Here is a 25379-nt window from a genome sequence, read left to right as displayed (position 1 = left end):
TTATGGATAGTATTAGCATTGTGCTTAGCGAAAATGTCAAAATAAATGTGAGTGTTTATCACAAAAATGTTAAGAATGTGAGATTAAAGGTTTTTCCTGATGGAAAGGTGTCAATTTCTGTGCCTTTAAATGTATCTGACAAGTGGATAGTATCGTTTTTAAATCAAAAGAGTAAATGGATTAATGAAAAGCTAAAGGAATATCAGAAAACTGCTGGAGTTGAGAATATCTTTGATTTAAAAAGTGGTATGTCAGTAAAATTTTTTGGTATTGATACCATTGTAGTTATAAAAAAGGCAGCTCAAAAAAAAGTATATTACGATAATGATAAAATATATATCGAAACGCTAAATCTTGATAAACAACATATTATCAAAGAGCAATTTGATAAGTTTATTAGAGATGCTTTAATTGAAAAAATAAATAAAAAAGTGGATAAATTATATTCTATTATAAAGAAATATGACTACGAAAAACCGAGTATTTCTATAAGAAAAATGAAGACCATGTGGGGAAGTTGCTTGCCAGAAAAGAGTAAGATTACTGTCAATTTTTATCTTTATCAAGCACCCTCAATATGCATAGAATATGTATTATTACATGAACTCATTCATTTTATACACCCAAATCATAGTAAGGAGTTTTATAATCTTCTAAGCCTGTACATGCCAGATTGGAAAAAACGGAAAAATAAACTTGATTACGAAGTTATCATGCGTGTGAAGTAAGAACCAAGTTATCGTAAAGTTTATTCTGACACTAGCACAGTATTTACTTCTAATATAATGCCAAGGTATAGAATTTCAGTAAAAAAATTGTATATAGAGAAGAAATAGACTCTAAGACCTTAACAGGTCTTAGTTTTTTTATGTCAAAAATAAAATTTAATAAACAACTGTCTAGAATTTTAGAAGAATAGTTGTTTTTTATTTTTAGCTAAAAGATGAAATGTTTTATGCGATTTATATACATAACAATCGTCGTGGTACATAAATATTTTCCTATATAAAATAAAGTTCACAGTTAGTAGGTTAACTTTTTGATACGAGGTAGAATGAAGGAAAGGAGGGAATGTGATAAATGAGAAAGAGTAGAGACGTACATGCGTGTGTTAGAGTTGTTAAAGAACAATTTTATCATTGGCATGATGATATGACTATTGTGATGGTAGTAGCAGGCGAAATAAAATTGAGAGTTTGGGCTAAAGATAACATAATGAAATCAGGAGATATATTAGTTTTAAATCAGGGAGAAGTACATAAACTTACAGCAATAACAGAAGATAATTTAGTTGTTGTTGTATCTTTTGATAAAAAATTTTGTATTGAAGCTTGTTGTAGTTTTAAAGAATCGATCATATTATGCAATTCAGTTCAATACAGAAATAGAAATAAAGAAATATATCATGAACTTCAATTTAAGTTAAAAGATTTAGTACATGAATATGGAAAAGAACCATGTAATTGTAATACAAAAGAAAAAGCAAAGGAGATAGTAAGATTATTATGTTATCATTTTGACTATATTTCATCTGGGGAGAGACATAAAAGATTTAGTGAATATATTATTGCAAGAAACAAAATGCTGTATAGAAAGGTTTTTTTGGAAAATAGTGAATTATCAGATTTGAGTTTAAAGGATTTATCAAAGCACTTAGGAGTGAGTTATGCTTATTTTAGAATTGATATTCTTGAGCGATTCGGTTATGGATTTAGCTGGTTAAAGTATACACTGATGACTGAGAAAGCTGCTAGAATAATTTTGACAACTAACAATAGATTGATAGATATATCTAATCAATGTGGATTTTCTGATCCCAAGTATTTAAGAAAGTATATTAGAAAATTTTATCAGTGCAATCCATCTGATTTTCGGAAGCAATATGAGGGACAGTGTACAAAAGAAGCTTATATTGAAATACCTTTAAAATATATAATAAGATTTTGTGAAAACTTTAAAAAGCTAGAAGAATAGAAATTGTTTTCTAGTTTTTTGGTTTATAACTTAGTTTGGCTTAAATGAACAAGATGATAACTAAACGTTTGGTAAATATTACTTTTGTACCTTTTAAATTAAAATTCTATTTTAAAAATGTATAATATTATGCTATTTGTTCAAAAAATCATGAACCTAACAATTGTCGTGGCTGTGAAAATATCTTGCTGATATTCTGAATAATATTATGTAAATTTGTATGATATTTTTAATAATTAAAACTAGGGGGACAAGCAATGAAATTAAAAACTAGACTAGTATATTTAAACTTAGGAATTATTATTTTAATAATGGTAAGTATCATTGGATATTTATTGTTTTTAAATTGGTCTTTTAGCAGAGAATCGGCTATTCGAGAAATAGAACTCTATACCCAAAATAAAGCTAACGACATGGAGGCAGTGTTGAATGATGCTTTAGACAATACTATTGGATTAGGTGAGTCAATAGAATTGATGATATCAAATGGTAATGACGATCGAGAAAGTGTAATTGACTATTTGGAAAAGAAACTTATCAGTAATAAGAATTATATAGATGCTTGGGCAATATTTGATCCTAATGCTTTTGATGGTAAGGATTTAGTTAATATTGGGAAACAAGGTAGTAATTCAGGTGGCAGGTTTGTACCACTTATTACTCGAGATGAAGATAATTTTATAATAAATTATTGTAAAAATATTGAAGGAAATTCATATTATGATATTCCAAAAAAAACTGGAAAAGTATACATTTCTGATCCTGTTGTATGGAATATTAAAGGTAAAGAGGTAATGTGTATCACATTGAGTCAGCCTATACTTAAAAATGGGAAGTTTAGTGGAATTGCTGGATTTGATATTTCTCTTGAGACTTTGAGAGATATTAGCAATGAGGTAAAGTTCTTTGATAATGGATTCGGTAGGTTAATTAATGACAAAGGTATAGTTCTTGCTCATCCAAAAGAAGATAGACTCAATAAAATTGGGGGAGAATTTAATGGTGATAAAGGTCAACAAATACTAGATAGAATAAATAAAGGTGAATCATTTATCAATTTTTCGTGGTCAGAATCAATGGGCGAGAATGTGCAAAAAGTGTATGCACCAATTAATTTTGAAGGTTCTGATTTGAAATGGTCATATAGTGCTATTGTTCCATATGATGAAATGATGGCTGAAGCAAAGAAGTTGCTTGTAATAACGATTATATTAGCAGTAATAGGAACAGCTGTAATCGTGTTCTTTATGTATTGGAATAGCAGATATATAGTTAAGACAATACATCTTTTATCTGATGTAATAAAGCGGTTAGCAAAATACAATTTAACTTTCGAAGAGGGTCATGGAGCAATTAAATTGTTAGAACGTAAAGATGAAACAGGAGATATTGCTAGGTCGTTAGCTACAATGCAAAATAATTTTATTAAATTAATTAAACAAGTTCAAGACGTAGCGAGTCATGTTTCTGCATCTTCAGAAGAGTTAACTGCAAGTTCTCAGCAATTAGCTAGTAGCTCAGAAGAAGTATCAAGAACTATTGATGAATTAGCAAAGGGCGCAATGGATCAAGCTCAAGATACGGAAACTGGGGCTTCTAAAATTACTGATCTTGGAGAATTGATTAATCAAAATCAAATTTATATGAATGATGTAGATAACTCATCTAACAACGTTTATAGCTTAATAGATGAAGGGTTAGAAGTCATTAAAGATTTAACCAATAAAACAAGAGCAAGTGGACAAGCAGCTAGTGAAATTTTTGCAATTATTGAGGAAACAAGTAATAGTTCTGATAAAATAGGAAAGGCTAGTGGTGTTATATCATCTATTGCTGAGCAAACAAACTTATTAGCACTAAATGCTGCTATTGAAGCAGCAAGAGCAGGAGAAGCAGGTAAAGGATTTGCAGTTGTAGCAGATGAAATAAGAAAGTTAGCAGAACAATCTACTTCATCTACAACAGAAATTGATAGTATAGTAAATGAATTGCTTATAAATTCTTCTGGAGCTGTAGAAAAGATGGAAGAAGTTAGAATAATAGTTGAGAAACAAATTGAGAGTATGGAAGAAACAGAAGAAAAGTACAATGAAATATCAGTAGCAGTTAGTTCAACAGAAGGTGCTATTGAGAAAATGAATACTTCTGTAAAAGAGATGGATAATAAAAAATCTAATATTCTTGATGTTGTACAGTCTCTTTCTGCAATGGCTGAGGAAAATGCAGCTAGTTCGGAAGAAGCATCAGCATCGATACTGGAACAATCAGCTTCTATTCAAGAAATGGCTAATGCTAGTAGCCATTTAGCAGAGTTAGCTTTGGAATTACAACAAACTATTTCTAAATTTATGATATAAATTGAGATAAAAAAAGAGATAAGCAAGTTTAAATAATAGAAATGAGGTTATTATGTTAGAAAAACAATTCGTATTATTTAAAATTAACAATGAAGTATATGGTATTGATGTCATGGAAATAAGAGAAATTGCACCATATCAAAAAATTGATCAAATCCCTAATGCACCTCTTCATATTGTAGGAGTAACTAATTTTAGAGGTCAGATAACACCAGTTATCAATATAAAAGAACTTTTTAATTTTAATAATAAAATAACAAAAGATGAAAGGCTAATAGTTGTTTCTAGAGATAAGAAACAAATTGGATTTTTAGTAGATAAAGCATGTGGAATATTAAAATTGAAAGAAGAAGAAATAGAAAAATCATCACAGATCATAGTAGAACTTAACGAAGATTTTATTTCAGGAATTGGTAAAAAAGATGATAAGTTAATCTTTATAATTAACTTATCTAGGATTATTGAATTAAAGAGTGTGCAGAATGTTGACCAGATAGATTTACAAATAAGTGAAAAGATCTAAAGCATTTTAGTACATTATAGAAAGCTTTAAAACTTCAATTGAGGTTTTATTTAGAGGATTGGAATTTAATCAATAGAAGTACAGCAAGCGAACAAACTTATACGGTATAGGAGGACAAGAATGTTTAAAAGTATTAAATTTAAATTAGTAGCATATTTTTCAATTCTTATTATTGTAATTAGTGGTAGTCTTGGAATAATGGCATCCACATCATCTATTAAAGCACTGCAAGAATCAGTGGATGAGGAATTAATAGAAGTATCAAAAGCTTATAGTGCATATATAGAATCCGAACTTATTAAGGCTGAGATAATTATAGATAGTATTGCCAATAGAAATGCAATTAAATCTTGGGATTGGACTCAACAGAAAGAAACTATGCAATATGAAGTTGAAAGAAATGATATATTTGCAGATATGTTTATTGTTGATAAAAATGGGAACGCACATTTTACTAACGAGAAAAAAGCTAATGTTAGTGAAAGAGAATATTTCAAAGAAGCTATGAAAGGAAATTTTATATTTTAGTGAGTTGTTATATAGTGATGTTACTGAGGGACTTGAGTTTTTTGTTTCAGCTCCAATAAGTGGAAATGGCATTGAAGGTGCTATTGTTGCTTTTGTTAAAGCTGATTATTTAAGTAATGCAATTACGGATATAAAATCGAAATCAACGGGTGGTATTTTTATAGTTGATGACAAAGGAACTACAATTGCTCATAAAGATATGGCAGTAGTTGAAAGACAAGAAAATATCATTCAGCTTGCTAAAGAGAATAAGGAGTTAACGCAGTTAGCTAAGGTAATCGAGGATATGATACAAGGAAAATCAGCAACAAAAGAATACAAATATCAAGGTGAAACATATTATTGTGGATATCATCCAATTGGAGATACGGGTTGGAGTTTAGCTGTGAGAGCCCCAGAAAAAGAATTACTGGCAGATGTTTTTAGTCTTAGAAATAATTTAATATTCATGATTGTTGGTGCAATAATTATTGCGGTTATTGTTACTTACTGTATAGGGAATATATTTGTAAAGCCAATAAACATTGCAACTAAACATGCTATAACACTGTCTGAATTGGATTTTACAACTAAGGTGTCTGATAAAATTATGAAATACCAAGATGAAATTGGAGATTTAGCAAGGGCTTTTAATACAATTGCAAAGAGTACGAAAAAAATTATTATAGATATACACAGATCTTCTGATGAGTTGTTAGACTCATCTAAACAACTTTCTAATACCATAAATGATAACGTATCAAGTGCAGAAGAGGTAGCAAAGGCAATAGAAGGAATAGCTATTGGAGCCACATCACAAGCTCAAGAAGCTGAGAGTGCGGTTAGAGAACTTTCTCAATTAGGAGCATTAATCACCGAATCGCAAAATGCAGCTGTAGAGGTTAATACAAGTGCTCAAGAAGTCGAAGATCTTACGCTAAAAGGTAAAGACACTCTAGCAAAACTAAAAAAAGAATTTGGTTTGAATTTAGATATTGCAGGACAAGTAAAAAACAATACACAGGAATTAGAAGAGCAGTCAAAATCAATTGTGGATATTTTAAATATAATTTCCAATATAGCCAGTCAAACGAATTTATTAGCGCTAAATGCATCTATTGAAGCAGCAAGAGCGGGAGAAGCTGGGAAAGGTTTTGCAGTTGTAGCAGAAGAAATTAGAAAGCTAGCAGAAGAAACGGAAAATGCAACGGGCAGTATATCAGGTATTCTTGGAGCTATGACGAACAAGATTATAGCAGCGAATGAGAATATGGATAAAGCTGGTGAAATTGTAGGAAGTGTAAATATTTATTTAGATGAAACAGTAGATTCCTATGATATTATTCGAGATTCAATGAAAGATTTAGTAAAGCAGTTTAATAAGCTTGAGAAAGCACTAGAATTTATTAATGATAGCAAAACTAAAACATTTACAGCCATTGAAAGTATATCAGCGGTATCTGAAGAGTCAGCAGCATCAACGGAACAAGTTAATGCATCTGTTGAAGAACAAACTGCATCAATGGAAGAGATGGCAAGAGCCAGTGAAAAGTTAGCTTTAATCGCTGATAAAATGAAAAAAACTATTGAAAAATTCATAATATAGTATTTGTAAAGATGCGTTGGCAAGTTGCAGCTAGATGAGTTGAATTAAATTCAATAAGGTAGCTGCAGTTTGTTTTTGACCTATGTAAGGGGGTTATAGTATGTCAAATGAGTTATACAGTGTGATGGATTATTTAGATGATGCTATGATTGAATTCGATGAACTTAATAAAGTTTCTAAAATTATTGATCAAAATGGAAGAAGTAATTTAAAGGATATGGTAGGAAAAGATATGAAAGAGCTTTTTCCAAACGAATGTGTTGAAGAAATAATTGGATTGTGGGTTAAATCCGTTTTATATAGTAAAGGGATAGCTGGAGAAATTAATTATACGAAAGACGATACACTTAGAAAATACATTATAAAAATAGTTCCTAAAAATAATAGGATATTAATGTTTGTTAGAAAATCTAAAGAAGATGAAACTATAAATGAAATTCATCCTAGAATAACAAAAGGAGATAAAGAAATATATTATAAAAATGATACAAACTATAGAGAATTACTAAGAAAAATATCTCAGTTAGCTGGAACAGAAAAAAATAGTGAAATTTTTATAAACAAATGCATAGAACTAGTAGGAAAAGCTATGGATTTAGATTGCGTTTACATAGTTCAATATTGCGATTTACAGAAAAATTTATTAGAGATTAGTAAATGGATGAAAGAAGGAAATAATCATAAAAAGTTTAGCCATAAACTTAAAGAACAAGAGATAAAATGGCTTAACAAAAGATTTACATTATATGGAGATATGAATTTTGTAAATGTATCAGATATAGGTTGTGAAAGTATACGAAACATATTTATTCAATATGCTTACAAGTCGGTATTAGCAGTTCCATTTTATTTAGATAATTACTATAAAGGCTTTATACTTTTCGGACAAGTAAGAGGCAAAAGAAAGTGGCTAAAAAGTGATATAAACATGATAGAAGCTTTATCTATAGTTGTATCTCAAGCTATTATGAAGCAAAGTGTACAAAATGAGCTTTGTAAAGCAAAAGAAGAAATGGAGGTAACGCTGTTATCAATTGCTGATGGAGTAATTGTCACTGATAAGCAAGGGAAAATAAGGATGATTAATAAAACAGCAGAACAAATTACAGGATGGAAAATGGATGAAGCTATTGGAAAAAAATCCAATGAAGTTATTAACATTGTTGATAAAAAAAATAAAGAACTGATTGATAACTTTGTGGATATAGTTCTAGAAACTAAAAAGATAATAAATTGGGGCGAACCAAATATATTAATTACTAAGGATTTTAAAGAAAAATATATTGACAGTTGTTCTTCGCCTATTATTAATAAGGAGAATGAAGTTACTGGGGTAGTTATGGTTATATGGGATATGACTGGACAGGTAAGAAAAGATGAGAAAATTATATATTTAAGCCAGTATGATGCGATGACTGAATTATATAACCGTGGATATTTTGAAGAAGTACTCAAAAATATAGATAGTCAAGAAAATTTGCCTATTTCTATTATTATGGGAGATTTAAATGGCTTAAAGATGATTAATGATGTTTTTGGGCATGATATTGGAGATGATTTATTAAGGTCGATTGGTCGAATTATAGTAGAATCGTGTAGGCAAGGTGATTTAGCTGCTAGATGGGGAGGAGATGAATTCTTAATATTATTAATAAATTCATCAGATGAAATAGCAAGTAGTATGTGTAGAGTAATAAAGCAAAAATGTAAGGCTGTAGATACAGCGATTTCAGAAATAAGTATTTCTCTTGGGTACGCAACAAAGAAAAAGCATAGTGAACAAATATTTGACACAATAAAACGAGCAGAAAATTATATGTACCAAAAAAAGCTGTTAGAAGGGAAAAGTTTAAGAAATTCTATAATTGTTACAATGCAAAAAACGCTGTCAGAGAAAAGCCACGAAACTGAGGAACACGCAAAAAGGCTAGAGTTTATAAGTAGAAAAATTGGAGAAAATATGAATTTGTCTAGTGATAAGTTAGATGAATTGCAATTATTAGCAATGTTACATGATATAGGAAAAATATCAATAAGAGATGATATTTTATTGAAGCCAGATAAACTTACAGAAGTAGAATGGAGGGAAATGAAAAAGCACTGTCATACAGGATATCAAATTCTGAAATCAGTTCCTGAATTATCGCATATTGCAAATTATGTATTGTATCATCATGAAAGATGGGATGGTAAAGGATATCCACAAGGGTTAAGTAAAGATAATATTCCTCTATTATCTAGGATTATTTCGGTAGCGGATGCTTATGATGCCATGGTAAATGATAGGGTTTATAGAAAAGCACTTACAGTAGAAGTAGCAAAGACAGAAATAAAAAATAATGCAGGTAGGCAGTTTGATCCTGAGATAGTAAATATTTTTTTAACAAAAGTCATTGATCAAATATAAAAACTATAAATAAATCATAGTTATTATCCGATTGACGTAATAATTATAAGATAACGCTCATGGTAGTAGGATGTTAAATCTATAACCATGAGCATTTTTTATATAAATAGATAAAAATTTACAATTGAATGTAAATTAAAATAAAGAGATTTATAAGATAGAGGTTAAGAAAGTGAAAGTGAAGATTACTTACAATGGACAAATTATATGGGTAGATAAAAGAATAAAAGAATGTTTAGAACATTTAAAACGTGAGGAGCAAAGCCGTAATAGAAAAATAAGAAGACGAGAATCAATTTGGCTTTCAATAAGTATTGATATATTTATTTATAATAATAAATCAATACTTACAATCTTAGTTGAAGATTATATAATACATAAATTAGATATTCAAGCACTATTACTAACACTTAATGATCTCTCTGAGTATGAAAGAGAATTAGTAACAGATAGGTATTTTCGTAGTAAAACGTATAAAGAAATTGCACTAAAAAATAATATTGCAATTTCAACTGCTGAATATAGAATTAAGATTATACTGAAAAAAATGAAAAAGAACTTTGATAAAGTATTAAGGGATTTATGAGTTTATTTAAAAATTAAATAAGTGCTATTTTATTTGGAAAAAAGTAAATTGTATGTCCTTATTAATAGAAGGATAAATTGATTTGAATTAATGTAGAACAATTGCATATAGTGAGATAAGACTTTATGACCTTAGAAGGTTATAAGGTCTTTTTTTATACCAAATTTTAAATAAGTCATGTAGATTATAGCTTATTTAAAATATAGCTCAGTTCTCTTTATGCAATTGCATGAAGAGGAGGGCAAGTATGAAAAACTCTATTCGTGCACCATGTTCCTTCCTGTCATTTTGAAATTACAAATTCAAGAAGATACGGAGGGAATAGCAAATGAATCAAATTATTTTATGTGATCAGTGTAAAGGTCTGTTGAATGAAGAGTTACTTTGTGACAAATGTGCTTTCTATATACAACAGTATTGTGGTCATTGTCATGAGCAGTCACATGAAACTTGTAATTTATGTAGACGAACTAGAGCTTTCATAGAAACTGATGATAAGAGACAAGCATCAAGAGAAAGGACTCATCGGAACCACATTCTTCACATTGATTTGTTCTATGCAGAAGACAAAAAACTTATTGTCAATCAGCATAAAGATGCGTTAGATCTCTTAATTTATGAATCAGACAATAAACGGATATTAGAGATGTTTAGTTGCTTAACCGAGACACAAAGAAGAAGGTTTATTGCTCACTATATTGATGGAAAAACATTTAGAGCTATTGCCAATGAAGAAGGTGTAAATCATACCAAAATACAGAAGTCCATTGAGCAAGCCAGAAAAAAATTAAAAAAGTTTTTTAAATAGGGGGTACAAATAGCCGTTTTTTTTCCTAACTTATGAAGGGACTTTTTCATATCTCTTCATGAACATTGAAAAATAATGGTCAGATAGGCTACATGGTTGATGATAACTAACATGAACCATGTAGCAATACTCCATTTATATCATTCTCTAAGGTACGTTACCTTGTAGCCGTAAGGAAAGCGACATTAATGACCTCGCCAAGATCACTTAGTGGGAGCGATGAAGGTTGATTAAAAATGATTTCGTGGTTATGAAATCAATCGCCATGATCTACAAGGGAAAAGATATGATGATACTTCTGCATAGTCCTAATAATCCTATGGAGTGCAGTCACTAAAGTTAGTGATGAAAATAGTGTAGTTTGCAAGCAGAGAGCTACATTAGATTCAATGAGAGTCCCACCAAGACTCGCCTTAGAGATTTATTTTAATACTTTTTTAACAGCATCCTTATGGAGCAATGAAGGTTGCTATATAGGCATGTTGTTAAAAACTAAGGAAGAAAAACGGAGGAGATAAGAATGAGTAAAATAAATAGACATACGGAATATGCATTAGAGCAATTAAGCACTAAAGTGAAATTAGAAGAACGTGAAATAGGTATCTTTATATCAAGGGACTGTATTGTTACTGAAACCTATACAGGAAAGACCTATAAATATAGAGCCTACAATTATATAACAGGTGAAACAAAATATATGGGATATAAAAAAGAAGCCATCAGTTCAATAGATTATGAGAATTTACTAACTAAGATTGCTGATTATAATTTTTATAATATTAGTTATCCTGAATCAGGTGAGGAATTAATAGAGTACATCTTTAATGAAGTATTTGAGAATTTCGGATTTAATAAAAGACATGAACAGATAGAATTGTCTAAACATATGTATATAGCCATGATCCAGAAAGCTATTTCCCTAAGTGATGTTGCTGTTGGATTAGGGAAAACGCATGCATACCTTGTGGCGGCTGTTGTTTACCAGATATGTGGTTTCAGAGAAGTAGAAGTTGAGACAATCACCCATCCAATCATTATTTCAACATCCAGTAAGCGATTACAAAATGCTATAGTAAAAGACTACCTACCAGAAATATCAAATATGCTGATGGCTCACGGTATCATAGATGAAGAAATCACAGCGGTTATTAGAAAAGGTAGAAACAATTATATTTGTGATTTACGTCTTAGAAACTATGTGAATTGCCTTGACCCTCAAAAGAAGAACTCAAGGGAATATGAGCTATTGAAGAGAGCATTAGACAGCAATCATGCTGATTTAGAAAATGTAGTGGGCATCAGTCGTTATGATAGGGAGCGAATTAATGTTATAGCGGGTCACTGTAAGAGTTGTCCAAAGGGAAAGACTTGTAGTTATAGACGTTACCTAAAAATCTTAAATGCTCCTCATTACAATTTTCAGGTAACCAATCACAACTATATGATTGCAGACATACTTAAAAGAAGTAGAGAAGAAAGGTCATTACTACCTAGACATCACATAGTTATCTGTGATGAAGCTCATAAATTAATAGAAGTATACAGCGATATGCAAACTGTGGTTTTGGGTAAGGATGAAATTCTTAGTTTGATAAAACGTATAAAGCCCCAAGCCGAAAAGAACAAGCGATTTAAGAAGATGAATCAATTATGTAATAGCATTATTGAAAACACTCATCACCTTTTTAATGAAGACTTGCATATAACAATTGAAAATCATCAAGATGAATCTTCGAAATACAGTATTCAAGATAGTAGACCTTTGTTACGACAATTCAATCGCATAAAGAAGAATTTACAACAACTCGTTTTAACAGTTCCAGATTATAACCGTAAGGAACAAATTGCTTTTGAGAAACTTGGTGATATTGTAGATTGTATTATGAGTGAGGACTCAATTAGATGGGTTGAAATGGAACAAACTAGAGTTTTAATAAAGGCTATCCCCAAAAATATTCACCAAATGTTAGGGCAGGACATTTTTAAAGATGATGTAGCAGTTTTATTAACCAGTGGTACATTATCAGTAGGTGGTAACTTTAGTTATTCAAAAAGTATGTTAGGCATTGAGCATATTAAAAGAGTAAAAGAAATGTACAAAGTATCCCCTTTTAATTATTATCAGAACACATTACTTTATCAAGCCAACGACCTGCCTTATCCTAATCCAGATGATGATCAATATATAAAAGCTGTTGCTGACAGAATCTTAACATTAATTCAAGCTAGTTATGGACATGCTCTGGTGTTATTTACATCCTATGAAATGATGAGCAAGGTCTATGGATTATTAAAGAATGAGCAAGTGGCTTTTCCACTGTTTATCCTTTCAAAAGGAAAAAGTTCAGTATTACAAACTTATCGAAAAAGTAAGAAGGGTGTGCTACTTGCATGTGGGGGTATGTGGGAAGGTGTAAACTTAACAGGTGATTTACTGTCTCATCTTATTATTGTTAAATTACCCTTTCCAGTACCCGATCCAATTGCAGAATATAAAAAAGAAGAAATGGATGAGGATGACTTATTCAAAGAAGAAATACTGATTCCACAAATGCTTACTAAACTGAAACAAGGCTATGGACGAGCTGTTAGAACGGAAACAGATACAGCAGTAATATCTATTTTGGATATTAGAGCTAATGGAAGATACAAAGATGCTGTAAGGAAAGCACTGCCTAATTGTAGGGTCACACACAACATAAAAGAGATTACTTCATTTATTCAGGTTAAGAAATCGCCTGAATATTTTTTATAGCCATATTACATGATGATGGATATTTATTAGGAGGTTAAGAGGTGGATAACTTATTATTATACAACATGCAACTTATTATGTTAAAGCAACTGTTAGGAAAAGATTTACTCAATAAAGCAGAGTATGATTTGATAAAAAATAAATTGATGAAGAAGTATAAAATTATTGAACCATTTCTTGTAGTTTAGAACATGAATATTATACACTAAAGTCACATTCATGAATGAGCTATTGGATAAAACGAAAGGAGGATTTAAGTGAAAGAAGTACAGGTGATACAAGCTTCTTCTGATAGAATCAATAGAAGAAACGCTGTTGTATTAGAGCGATTAAGAGTAGCAGCTTACTGTCGAGTAAGTACTGATTCAGAAGAACAAAAGTTAAGCTACGATTCCCAAGTGACACATTACCGTCAACTAGTTTCAAACAATCCAGAATGGGATTTGGTTGAGATATACACAGATGAAGCCATATCAGGGACTCAAATAAATAATCGAATAGGTTTTCAAAAGATGATTAGTGATGCCCTTGATGATAAAATTGACTTAATAGTTACTAAATCTATTTCTAGATTTGCAAGGAACACACTAGACACGCTGAAATATGTACGCTTATTAAAGGAACGTAATGTAGCTGTACTCTTTGAAAAAGAAAACATCAATACGCTAACCATGAATGGTGAAATGTTGTTGGTTATTTTGAGTTCATTGGCACAGCAAGAAAGTGAATCAATATCAGCCAATGTCAAAATGGGCTTAAAGATGAAGATGAAGCGAGGTGAAATGGTTGGCTTCAATGGTTGTTTAGGCTATGATTATGATTCAGATAAAAAGATACTCACCGTCAACGAAAGAGAAGCTGAAGTTGTTAAGTACATATTCCGAAGATACGTTGAAGGAGTAGGATGCTATGTTATAGCGAAAGAGTTGACACAACTTGGTTACAAAACTAAGAGAGGTAACTCCAACTGGGGAACAAGTACTGTTACAGGCATCATCAAGAATGAAAAGTACAAAGGTGACTTATTACTAGGAAAATCCTTCACGGTTGATCCTATTACCCATAGACGTCTTAAGAATTTTGGCGAAGAAGATAAATACTATATGGAAAATCACCATGAGCCGATCATTACAAAAGAAGTATTTGAAGAAGCTCAAAGAATCTTAACAAAAAGAAGCCGTAGAAAATCCCAAGAGAAAGGCATTAAAAGAGAAAAGTATAGTAGGAAATATGCCTTTAGCAGTATGATGAAATGTGGATTTTGTGGGAGTACCATATCAAGAAGGTCATGGCATGGTGGCTCGCAATATAAGAAGGTCGTTTGGGCATGTGTGACTAGCACCAAGAAAGGCAGGAAGTATTGTGAGCATTCTAAAAGCATAAAAGAAGCTGACATAGAAGCCGCATTTGTCGATTCATTTAATATGATGTGTAGCAATCACAAAAATGTGGTCGTTGAATTTCTAAAAACTATTGAAGAGTCTATAGGCAGTGATGGAACAGCACAAAAGATTAAAAAGATTAGTGAAGACATCTATAAGTATGAAAGGAAATTAAGTAAACTTGTCGAACTAAATATTGATGGTTTAATTACTAAGGAAGATTATGAAAGTAAGTATACCCACATCATTGAAAAAATCGAGAAGTTGAAAGTAGAACAAGAGAGCCTAGATGGTGATTATAATGAGCAAGAAGGATTAAGGGAAAAGATTAATTCTTTTAAAAATCTATTTAACAATAATGAACTACTTACAGAGTTTGATCGAGAGATTTTTGAAAATGTTATAGACCATGTTATAATAGGCAAAGTTGATGAATCTGGTATAAAGAATCCTTATTCAGTAACTTTTGTTTTCAAGACAGGTTTGAAAGTTGAGAAAGATAGCACAGCAAAAAAGTCCTTGGGAATACATAAAAGTGACGAATTTGTGTATTCCTATGATAGAACCCACACACGTCGAATGTGTAACGGTACTATATCGAGCAGACTGCTAATAATCAAGGAATTTACACACTTCTGCGATTTTTGTACCTTTAGTACTGATATAGCCAATTTCAGAAATAAGAACTTTAATCGAGAAATTACGGTGCGTGTTGCTATCAAAATAGGTACTGAGTAGATATGTCCAATCAGTACTGAGCTAAGGTAGGGCGTGAGTGGATATAAGAATGTTTTTGTTTGGATTGCCTTTTAAATAAAAATAAGAAAGGTGATTTGAATGAAGCGTATTTTAGAAATGTTGTATTATGGGGAAATTTATAGGAATGAAGAGGCTTTGCCAAGAGGAGAAGAATTTGAACAGGTTAATAGAAAAGTTAGCAAGTTAGAAGATGACTTTATAAGTAAACTAGATAAAGCTGAATTTAGGCTTTATGATGAATTACTAACTACACGCAATGAAAGAGACTCTTATTATTATCAAGAAACCTTCATAGAAGGCTTTAAAATTGGTGCTAGGATGATGATGGAGGTGCTTTCAGATGAGTAAGTTTAAGCCTGTGGAACTTGAGTATGAAGAGGCTGATGGGATATTATATCCTAAGATTCAGATTTCTAATGATGTTAAGGATGATGAAAGACCGCTTGGGAAGTATGGGCGAATGAGACTTATATATCTTAAAGAGTATAAGCCTTATATGTATAGAGAACTGCTTGTAAATGGTGAGCTGATGGAGCATTGTAATAGGGTTAATGATGAAGCTAATAAAATGGCTATGATGATTGAGGAGCAGTATTTAAAGAAAAATCTTATTCCAGAGGATTGTGGGTTTATGGATAGGATTGGGTATTATAACACTGCTAGGAGTGTGGCTGAGGAAGTTGTATTAAATGATGTAGTATATAGATGAATTTAGCATATAATTTTTCAAAGACAAGATTCTATGTTGTAAGTAGAATTTTGTCTTTTGCATGTAGAAATAAAGTTCTATTTAGATTTCATTGGCAAATATTATTACAAATGCTATAATACTAGATAAATGAGTCTATATGAAGGTCAGGTAAGAAAAGTAAACTAAATTTATATATATGAAATTAATAAGCTCATTGATATTTAGTCATTTTTGTTTATTGGGGTGAAAAGGTATCAATAAATGTTTAGTTAATATATTTCTATGAGAAGGTTTGATGTAAAGAGGTGACATTATGAATAAAAAATGCCAAATATTCACTCCAGAAGCTGTTGTAGAAGATTTGCTTGATAGCGTAGAATATAAGAAAGATTTGTTTGGTAAAAAAGTAATTGATACTGCATGTGGCGATGGAAACATGCTTGTTACTATAGTTAAAAGATATGTTGAAGAGGCAATAGCTAATGATCTTTCAATAAGCGATATAACAGAGGGGTTAGAAAAAGATATATATGGTATAGAGATTGATTTTTCGCATTATAAAAAATGTATGATGAATTTAGATATGCTTGTAAGTCAATATGGTATCAAACATGTCAAATGGAAAATTCTAAATAAAGATTCATTAAAAACTAATCTTAATATGAAGTTTGACTTTGTAATTGGGAATCCACCTTATATCAAGTATAGTGACTTAGATAATAAAACTAGGGGTTTTATAAAAGCAAAATTTAGTACATGCACACATGGCAAATTTGATTATTGTTATGCTTTTATAGAACATGGACTATCTCTATTAAACGAGAAGGGAAAAATGGCATTTTTAATTCCAAATAGTATCTTTAAAAATGTATTTGCTCAAAAGCTTAGAGAAGAGTTAATTAAGAATACAATTAAAATTATTGATTTTAAAACTAGAAAACTCTTTAATAATGCTTTGACTTCTTCTGCATTTATCATTATTGATAATAATATTAATAGAGACTATATTGTTTATAGCAATGTAGTTAATAAAAAAACAAAAAAAATTAAGAAAGTTAATTTGAGTGGAAAGTGGGTTTTTACTAATATTACCAAAAGAAACAATGTAAAGAAATATCGTTTTGAAGACTATTTTAAAGCTTCTATTACAATTGCAACATTATATAATAAAGCATATGTATTGAATCAATATGAAGATTACGGCGAGTATTATAAAGTCAATGATTGTCTTGTAGAAAAAAGTGTTGTAAGAGTTGCTGCTAGCCCTAGAGGATTAAATTCTAATAAAAAAGAGTTGATAATTTTTCCGTATTATTATAAAGATAATGTATTGAAGCGATATAAACAGAAAGAATTTGAAGAGATATACCCGAAAGCAGTTGAATATTTATTAACATTTTCAAAGGAGCTTAGCAAGCGAAAATCAGATATAAGTACCAAATGGTTTGAGTATGGTAGATCGCAGGCATTAGCCCATCTAAATCAATCTAAATTATTGATATCAACTGTAGTTACTAAAACTGTGAAGGTATATGAATTATCAGAAGATTGTATTCCGTATTCAGGAATATATATTACACCTCGTACTAATATTTCATTAGACAAAGCAAAAAAAATGCTAGAGTCTGAAGATTTTCTTAAATATGTACAAGGTATAGGAATTAATGCTAGTGGGAATTCACTTAGAATTACGTCTTCTGATATCAATAATTATGAATTCTTTTGCAAGGGGGATTTTCAATGGGAAAAATGAAATATAAAATTTCTTCAAGAGCAACAATTTTATTGGGTAGAGAAAGTGTATCTAAAGTAGATGGGGCTATAATTGAACTTGTTAAGAATACATATGACGCTGATGCAACATTATGTGTTGTTTATTTTGACATTGAGAATGATACCATTTATATTTTAGATAATGGAGTTGGTATGACAGAAGAAATCATTGAAAATCAATGGATGATGATTGGTACGGATAATAAAAGAGAACAGTATTTATCAGAGAAGAAGAGAGTAAAATCTGGAGAAAAAGGAATAGGGAGATTTGCACTAGATAGATTAGGTAGTAAGTGTCAGATGTATACTAAACACAATGATAGCCATCAGCTTATTTTATGGGAGACCAATTGGGAAAGCTTTGAACAATCAGGGAAAAACTTGGATGAGATTGAAGCAAATTTTGATTATATTGGTCAAGATTTTGTAGACATAATACCAAAAGAAATTGTGAATGATCTTGAAGAAATCAAAGATACGTATGAGAAGGATAAAGATGTTAGAGGTACTGTTTTTGAGGGAGATTATCTGTCAACAGGAACGCTCTTTGTTATAAAAAAATTACGAGATAAGTGGACACAAAGAAATATTTCAAACCTATTAGAAGCTATGGGCTACTTAATTCCACCTTCAGAACAAAAAGATTATATACTATGTTTAAAAGAAGATATTGATAAGAAAGCAGTAGTTGTTGATAATGAAGTTTCAGACGAATATGACTACAGAATAGATGCAAAATTTGATGGGGAATACTTTTATATAGATATAATCCGCAATGAGTTTGACTTAGATAAAATTCCAGAAGATGTTTTTGATATGAAAAGATTTCAAGTGGAACCATACAGAAAAGAAGATTTTGAAAGAAAGTTAATTCAAGAACCCCTTTCTATTAGCCAACTTATGGCAAATGATGATGAAGAATACATAAAAGTTATTAGGGAAATCGGTAAATTTGAATTTCAATATACATTTATGAAAATGTCCATACAAGAAGATTCTCAAGAGACATTCTATTATAAGGAGATAAGTAAGAAAAGAAAAATATGGTTGGATCAACATAGTGGGATTAAAATATATCGTGATAATTTTTTAGTAAGACCTTATGGAGATAAACAATCAGATGCATTTGATTGGCTTGGGTTAGATGCTCGTAGGGCAAAAAATCCTGCGGGTATCTCTAATCCATCTGGTAAATGGCAGGTTAGAAATAAACAGGGACAAGGCACAATATTTATTTCTAGAATAAGTAATGGTAGTATATTAGATAAATCTAGTAGAGAAGGTATAATAGAGAATAATCATTTTAGAATTTTTAAGGATGTAATTAAGCAATTAATATCTAGATTTGAGAAAGATCGTGCTTACATTGGTTATACAATGAAATTATATGCTGATAAAATGAGCGAAAAAGAAAGAACAAAGAAAAGCGGTATGAACATTGCTAATGACATTCTTGAAACCAAGAAAAAAAAGAAACCGACAAAAACTACAAAAAAAGCTGTGGTTAAACGTGCTGAAACGCTTGCTAAAGCAGTTAAAATATACGAAGAAGAAAGAGAAGAATTAATAAGTGAGATAAAGTTGTTACGATCATTAGCTACAAATGGATTAATAACTACATCAATAGTACATGACTTGAAAGGAATTAATGCAATATTGGTTAATAGAGTTGATTCATTTGCTACAGCTCTTGCTATGGGGAATAAAATGTTAATTGATAGAAATATAGAGGATTTTAAAAAGAATGATATATTTTTAAAATCTTGGATATCTGCTTTGACAAACCAAATAAAGAGTGATAAAAGAAAACGACTTAAGAAAGATGTTTATGCCACTATTAAGGAAATTATTCAAGTCTTAGAACCTATATTAGTTCAAAAAAAGATTGATGTTAGCATTGAATGTGATAATAATCCAGTCTTTAAAAGAATTTTTATTTCTGATTTTGAAAGCATAATTTATAATTTAGTAATAAATTCAATCGAATCCTTTGAGAAGTGTAAGATTGATAAAAGAATCATCAACATTTCTCTTGAATCAAATAAAGAATTTATTTTCCATTATAATGATAATGGACGAGGAATTGATAATTTATTTAAAAATCCGTATGAAATCTTTAATTTTGGAACTTCAAGTAAATTTGATGTAAATGGAGACCAGACAGGTACTGGATTAGGGATGTATATTGTAGCTTCTACGGCAAGAGAATATAACGCAACTTATAAAATAACGGAATATAAAAATGGTTTTGGAATAGACATTTGCTTCCCGCTTTAAGTTAGGAGTGATAACATGGAAGAAATAATATTTAACATAGGAATTATTGACGATGATTCTAGCAAAATAACTCAAATAATGACTAAATTAATAGAAGGGCTTAATAAGGCTAAGCCGGAGAAAATTAGTAAGTATTCTACATATAAATTAAATCCAATTGAATTAAAACTTTCAAAAGAGATAGAAGATGTGGTACAACAAGTAATCGAGAATAAATTGGATTGTGTCTTAGTAGATTACAAGCTTTCATCATACAGTACTATAGATTATACTGGTATAGAATTTGCCAAGATGTTGATGGAGAGGTTACACGATTTCCCTATATTTATTTTAACATCACATGAAGATGATTTGTTTAGAAATGAAATTTTTAATGCCTATCAAGTATTTGATTTTTCAAGGTATTTAAATGAAGATGCTGAAAGAATAGAACTTAACTTTAAAATTATTGAACAGATATTGAAGAATAGAAATCAGAAGAAATTATGGGAAGAGGAGATGAAGAAGTTATTACCTTTAGCAGGAAAGAACAATGAGATTGATGGAAGAATATTAGAATTGGATTCGTATATTGAACGTTCTATCAATGGGAAATATAAAATTCCTGATAAAATAAAGAAAGACTTACAAACCGATAAGTTAACGGAGTTACTTAAAAAAATTGATATATTAATAGAGGATGAATCTTAATATGAATGAGTGTGAACCAATAAAACATGAAAAGCCAATCCGTTCTTATAGTGGTGAAGTATGGAAAACTAATCGTTCTAATAAAATAAGGCTCGCAAAAGACTTTAAGAATAAGTGTGCATACTGTGACGACCTAGATAAATACAGCGGTGGGTATAATTCTTATCATGTTGAACATTTTGCACCTAAAGAAAAATTTAAGCATTTAGAATTTACATATGATAATTTACTCTACAGTTGTCCTTATTGTAATATTTCCAAATCAAATAAATGGGTTAGTGAAGACCCTATGGTTAATTGTATTGAAGATAAAGGTTTCTTAGATCCTTGTGGAGATGAATATTATAAACATTTAGCAAGAGATACTTCAGGTAAAATAGTATATACAAGCAAACTTGGAGAATATATATACTATGAATTAAAATTATATTTAAGACGCCATGAAATTCTAAATAACTTAGAAAAAATCAGAATAAAGCGAAAGGAACTAGAAGTAAAAATTCAAGAGAAGAAAGAGGCAGACGAAGATTGTTCAAAATTAGAATTACTACATTATGAACTATGTTCAACATTTTGTAGATATTATGATATTCTTATTGATGAAATGGATTGATATAATTAATGAAAATCTTTTAATAGAAATATAATTTTTGATTGACGAACTTAAATTAGAACTATATAATTATAGGCAGAAATGTACACAAGTTGATGAAAAAGGAGACAGTTCTGCAATGAAAAGTGAATATGAAGTATACAAAAGAATATTTGATAAGTATAATGGTGTAATAAAAACATCAGAGTTTAAAAAAGAAGGTTATCATCATAGTATTCTAAAAAAATTAGTTGACGAAGGTATTATAGTTAAAATAAAGAGAGGTTATTACGAGTGGCAAGAAGAGTTTATATCTGATGCTACAATAATTACTAGATTATATCCAGAGGCTGTAGTGTATCTTAATTCAGCACTTTTCATTTATGGATATATAGATAGAACACCTAATGAATGGCACCTTGCAGTTAATAGAGGTAGTGCAAGATTAAAGTTTGATATAGATTATCCTAGAGTAAAAACTTACTACATTAATAAAGAATATATGAGTATTGGAAAAATGGAATATATTTACGAAGAGCAAAGAATAAACATATTTGATAGAGATAGGACTATCTGTGACACTATTAGATATTCTAATAAAATGGATAAAGAAATAATTAATCAAGCAATAAAAAATTATCTTAATGACTCAAAAAAGAATATTGGAAACTTAATGACATATGCAAGGAAGTTAAGGTCGGAATCAAAAGTTAAAACCATGATAGGAGTGTGGTTGTAATGGTTAGATCTAAATCAGTGCTACAGAAGCTGAAAAATAAATCAAGAAAGTCAGGAATATCATTTCAATTGTTGTTGCAGCTATTTTGTCAGGAAGAATTTCTTAGACGTGTAAGCTATTCAAGATATAAAGAAAGCCTTATTCTAAAAGGGGGACTATTTTTGTTTACGCTTACCAATTTTGAGAGCAGACCTACTATGGACATAGATTTTTTACTTAGAAACCATTCAAATGACGAACAGAAAATGTTAATTATGATACAGAATATAATTGGTTGTGATACAGAAAATGATTTTGTTAATTACGAAATAAAAGGCTTACAACCTATAACCGAGCATAAGAAATATCATGGACAAAGAGTTAAAATGATAGGCGTAATAGATAAGACAAAGACTCCTTTTGATATAGATTTTGGTATTGGAGATATAGTTATTCCTAGACCAGAAGTAAGACAGTTAAATGTTCAACTAGAAGGGTTTTCAAAACCTGAGATATTTACATATTCTCTTGAATCAACAATTGCAGAGAAATGGGATGCAATAATAGATAGAATGCAGTTTAATAGTAGAATGAAAGATTTTTATGATATTTATTACTTGGCTAATCATTATGATTATGATGGTAGGAAGCTACAGGAGGCTATTTATGAAACCCTTAATAATCGCGGAAGAATATATGAAAGAGATACAATTGATAAGGTGAAAGCATTAAGTAAAGATAAAGAAATTCTATCAAGGTGGAATGCCTTTACAAGGAATACATTAGATAAAGAATTAGATTTTGAATTAGTTCTTGATGAATTAATATTATTTATTAAAGAGCCGTTTAACGCAATTCTCAATGAAGAGGAACTTTTAAAAGGCTGGGAAAGTGGAATTAGTAAGTGGGAGTAATAATAAAATTGGTAAGTGTAAAAATTATGAGTAAATAGCATATTCAACTAAAGTGTATTCTGATAAAATAAAACTGAGGATATAGCACTAATCCTCAAAAAAATAAAAAAATCTTAAGCCAGAGGGATTACATATAATATGTAACCCTGATAGCATACCATTTATCCAACTTAAAGAAATAAATGAGACATGCTATTCCGCTGTAAAATTGGCTACAGTAGCTGGTGATACACATTGTGTGTACCCTTTTGCGATGAGTAGAAGGGAAGAGAATGAACGTAAACATAACTTACGAAAAGAGAGATATTTCAGTGCCAAAGAAGGTCGCAGAATTTCTTGAGGCAGATAGGCGGAGAATAGAAGCACAGGGACGTTCTGATCGTAGGCATCTTAGTAAAGGTGAACTTGAACCGATGTTAGACAGATATGTAACTGGTAACTATAATACCGAAGAAACTGCTTTAAAGAACCTGACCTTAGAAAATCTGCGAAGTGCTATTGCTACACTTGATACCGATGAAAAAAGACTTATATCGTATAAGTACTATGAAGAATATACCCATCGAGAAATAGGGGATATCTTTGAAGTATCAAAAATGGCAATTACAAAAAGGCTGAAAAAACTCCACACTAAACTAAGGGACTCTATGATAGCATAGGGTCTCTTAGTTTTTTTGACGTTGTCATATAGGGAGTGGTTTACAAACCCTTCTGAACTGTCCTATAAAGTGGAGGGTAAAATAATTATTTTCAAATAGTCTAGAGAGGAGCTGTAAATAATGTTATTCAAAAATGAGGAACACCAACAAAGATTTATGCATCTAGTAGCAGAGGATGGTATGCATCCAAAAGATGTAGAACGACAAGTCCTATTCTACATCCTATCAGGTAATCATGACCTATATCAAAAACGTCACTCCATTTATGACTTCAGCGAGCATATGATTAGCTCTGAATGTCTAACTGCCAGTGAAGTAGATTTTAGTACCAGTTCAAAAGCATTAATAAGACTAGGGTTTAACCTCTACAACGGCTATACAGATATGGGGATATCACCATTAGACATCTATTATAGCCTAGATGAAGCTAATTATATCCTAGCCCAAGAAAGCATGAACATAAGATTCGGTATGACCAATACCTATCAACAGGAACAAATAACTGAAAAACATGACGAAGAAGAATGGGATATGGAAATGTAAACCATTCAAAAAAGGGAGGCATGATGATAATGGCATTCAATATATTCGGTTCAAATGATACTGAACAGCTTAATAAAGCAAAAGAAGATATAGCCATCCTGCAAGAAAGAATAAAAACCAAGAATAAACAGATAGCACAGCTAAAACATGAGAACATCAAGCTCTGTGTAACTACAGTAGATAAAGAGGATATTGAAAAATACAAAGAACTATTGGAGAAGAATCAAGAAGAGTATAACGAACTACTGCTGAGATACAACAAGCTATTAGGGGAGTATAGAACACTAAAAAACACGATGCAAAAGCCAGTTGTACGACCATCAAGGAAAACAGAAAAGAATCTACGACTTATCTCAGAATTCAAAGCAAGGGGTATGTCTTACTCTCAAATAGCCAAAGCAATGGAACAAGCAACGGGAGAAAACTGGGCAAAGAGTACCATACATATGTTTCTCAATAAATAAAAACGCTCCATTGGTATCATCAATGATTAATAATTCTTTTTCAATATCCATTATCCTTACATCGTAAATCGTTCAGCCAATAACTGAACAACACAGCTGAAGATAGCATCATAACATCAACCCTAGTTGATGGCAAGCTTCCTGTTTGTACCACAAACAGATGAATTCTGCCAATAAAATGGCAGATGGGAAGTATCCCATACCCTCTAAAACATAGGAGTGATAACCATAAATAAAACAAGATGGATAAGTACAAGAGTAACCAAGAGAGAATACAATACTATTATCAGAAAAGCAAAAAAAGAAGGACTAAACCTAAGTGCATATGCTAGAAAAAGAGCATTAGAAGGTGAAATAACCATGATAGATGACCTAAAGCCCTATACTCCAAGAC

Annotated in this window: 23 protein-coding genes; all 23 read left to right on the top strand. The window is 30.7% G+C overall.

What is annotated here, in order from left to right:
- The first annotated feature begins 2 nt into the window (after positions 1–2).
- Entirely contained in the window at positions 3–728 is a 726-nt protein-coding gene (locus N4A68_04310; GenBank protein MCT4563522.1) for a M48 family metallopeptidase, read from the top strand.
- A 352-nt stretch (positions 729–1080) separates the two neighbouring features.
- The gene (locus tag N4A68_04305) at positions 1081–1974 is read left to right on the top strand and encodes a helix-turn-helix domain-containing protein (protein MCT4563521.1); all 894 of its coding nucleotides are present in this window, start codon (positions 1081–1083) and stop codon (positions 1972–1974) included.
- A gap of 257 nt (positions 1975–2231) precedes the next feature.
- On the top strand, positions 2232–4331 hold the full coding sequence (locus N4A68_04300) for a methyl-accepting chemotaxis protein (protein MCT4563520.1): 2100 nt from the start codon (positions 2232–2234) through the stop codon (positions 4329–4331).
- A 52-nt stretch (positions 4332–4383) separates the two neighbouring features.
- Positions 4384–4854, top strand: a complete 471-nt coding sequence (locus N4A68_04295; protein ID MCT4563519.1) for a chemotaxis protein CheW — start codon at positions 4384–4386, stop codon at positions 4852–4854.
- 120 nt (positions 4855–4974) lie between these two features.
- Positions 4975–5382, top strand: coding sequence for a hypothetical protein (locus N4A68_04290; GenBank protein MCT4563518.1), 408 nt, complete (start codon positions 4975–4977; stop codon positions 5380–5382).
- 4 nt (positions 5383–5386) lie between these two features.
- A complete protein-coding gene (locus N4A68_04285; GenBank protein MCT4563517.1) occupies positions 5387–6967 on the top strand; it encodes a methyl-accepting chemotaxis protein in 1581 nt (526 codons plus the stop codon).
- Between the two features lie 100 nt (positions 6968–7067).
- Positions 7068–9374: a diguanylate cyclase gene (locus tag N4A68_04280; GenBank protein MCT4563516.1), complete on the top strand. Its 2307-nt coding sequence runs from the start codon at positions 7068–7070 to the stop codon at positions 9372–9374.
- A 172-nt stretch (positions 9375–9546) separates the two neighbouring features.
- Positions 9547–9960, top strand: coding sequence for a hypothetical protein (locus tag N4A68_04275; protein ID MCT4563515.1), 414 nt, complete (start codon positions 9547–9549; stop codon positions 9958–9960).
- Between the two features lie 328 nt (positions 9961–10288).
- The gene (locus N4A68_04270) at positions 10289–10768 is read left to right on the top strand and encodes a hypothetical protein (GenBank protein MCT4563514.1); all 480 of its coding nucleotides are present in this window, start codon (positions 10289–10291) and stop codon (positions 10766–10768) included.
- Positions 10769–11288: 520 nt separating this feature from the next.
- Positions 11289–13523, top strand: a complete 2235-nt coding sequence (locus tag N4A68_04265) for an ATP-dependent DNA helicase (GenBank protein ID MCT4563513.1) — start codon at positions 11289–11291, stop codon at positions 13521–13523.
- Between the two features lie 41 nt (positions 13524–13564).
- Positions 13565–13711, top strand: coding sequence for a conjugal transfer protein (locus tag N4A68_04260; protein ID MCT4563512.1), 147 nt, complete (start codon positions 13565–13567; stop codon positions 13709–13711).
- Positions 13712–13780: 69 nt separating this feature from the next.
- Entirely contained in the window at positions 13781–15643 is a 1863-nt protein-coding gene (locus N4A68_04255; protein MCT4563511.1) for a recombinase family protein, read from the top strand.
- Positions 15644–15742: 99 nt separating this feature from the next.
- On the top strand, positions 15743–16012 hold the full coding sequence (locus N4A68_04250; GenBank protein MCT4563510.1) for a hypothetical protein: 270 nt from the start codon (positions 15743–15745) through the stop codon (positions 16010–16012).
- Positions 16005–16373 (top strand): TnpV protein, encoded by a 369-nt coding sequence (locus N4A68_04245; protein ID MCT4563509.1) that lies wholly within the window; start codon positions 16005–16007, stop codon positions 16371–16373. Before N4A68_04250 ends, N4A68_04245 begins: the two co-directional genes overlap by 8 nt.
- A 295-nt stretch (positions 16374–16668) precedes the next feature.
- Positions 16669–18108 carry an SAM-dependent methyltransferase gene (locus tag N4A68_04240; GenBank protein ID MCT4563508.1) on the top strand — a complete coding sequence of 480 codons (1440 nt, stop codon included), beginning with the start codon at positions 16669–16671 and terminating at the stop codon, positions 18106–18108.
- Entirely contained in the window at positions 18096–20405 is a 2310-nt protein-coding gene (locus tag N4A68_04235) for an ATP-binding protein (GenBank protein ID MCT4563507.1), read from the top strand. The genes N4A68_04240 and N4A68_04235 overlap by 13 nt, the downstream gene beginning before the upstream one ends.
- Positions 20406–20420: 15 nt before the next feature.
- Positions 20421–21095 (top strand): hypothetical protein, encoded by a 675-nt coding sequence (locus tag N4A68_04230; GenBank protein ID MCT4563506.1) that lies wholly within the window; start codon positions 20421–20423, stop codon positions 21093–21095.
- A gap of 1 nt (position 21096) precedes the next feature.
- Positions 21097–21708 carry an HNH endonuclease gene (locus N4A68_04225; protein ID MCT4563505.1) on the top strand — a complete coding sequence of 204 codons (612 nt, stop codon included), beginning with the start codon at positions 21097–21099 and terminating at the stop codon, positions 21706–21708.
- A gap of 37 nt (positions 21709–21745) precedes the next feature.
- Complete coding sequence (locus N4A68_04220; protein MCT4563504.1) at positions 21746–22426, top strand: type IV toxin-antitoxin system AbiEi family antitoxin domain-containing protein; 681 nt, start codon at positions 21746–21748, stop codon at positions 22424–22426.
- Complete coding sequence (locus tag N4A68_04215; protein ID MCT4563503.1) at positions 22426–23319, top strand: nucleotidyl transferase AbiEii/AbiGii toxin family protein; 894 nt, start codon at positions 22426–22428, stop codon at positions 23317–23319. Before N4A68_04220 ends, N4A68_04215 begins: the two co-directional genes overlap by 1 nt.
- 272 nt (positions 23320–23591) lie before the next feature.
- Complete coding sequence (locus tag N4A68_04210; GenBank protein MCT4563502.1) at positions 23592–23978, top strand: sigma-70 family RNA polymerase sigma factor; 387 nt, start codon at positions 23592–23594, stop codon at positions 23976–23978.
- A gap of 120 nt (positions 23979–24098) precedes the next feature.
- Positions 24099–24521: a DUF6075 family protein gene (locus N4A68_04205; GenBank protein MCT4563501.1), complete on the top strand. Its 423-nt coding sequence runs from the start codon at positions 24099–24101 to the stop codon at positions 24519–24521.
- 29 nt (positions 24522–24550) lie between these two features.
- Positions 24551–24985 (top strand): hypothetical protein, encoded by a 435-nt coding sequence (locus N4A68_04200; protein ID MCT4563500.1) that lies wholly within the window; start codon positions 24551–24553, stop codon positions 24983–24985.
- Positions 24986–25379 lie beyond the last annotated feature (394 nt).

The organism is Maledivibacter sp., assembly GCA_025210375.1.
GTDB lineage: Bacteria > Bacillota > Clostridia > Peptostreptococcales > Caminicellaceae > JAOASB01.
Note: the sequence above shows the minus strand (reverse complement) of the source record. Positions and strands in the feature narration are given on the sequence as shown.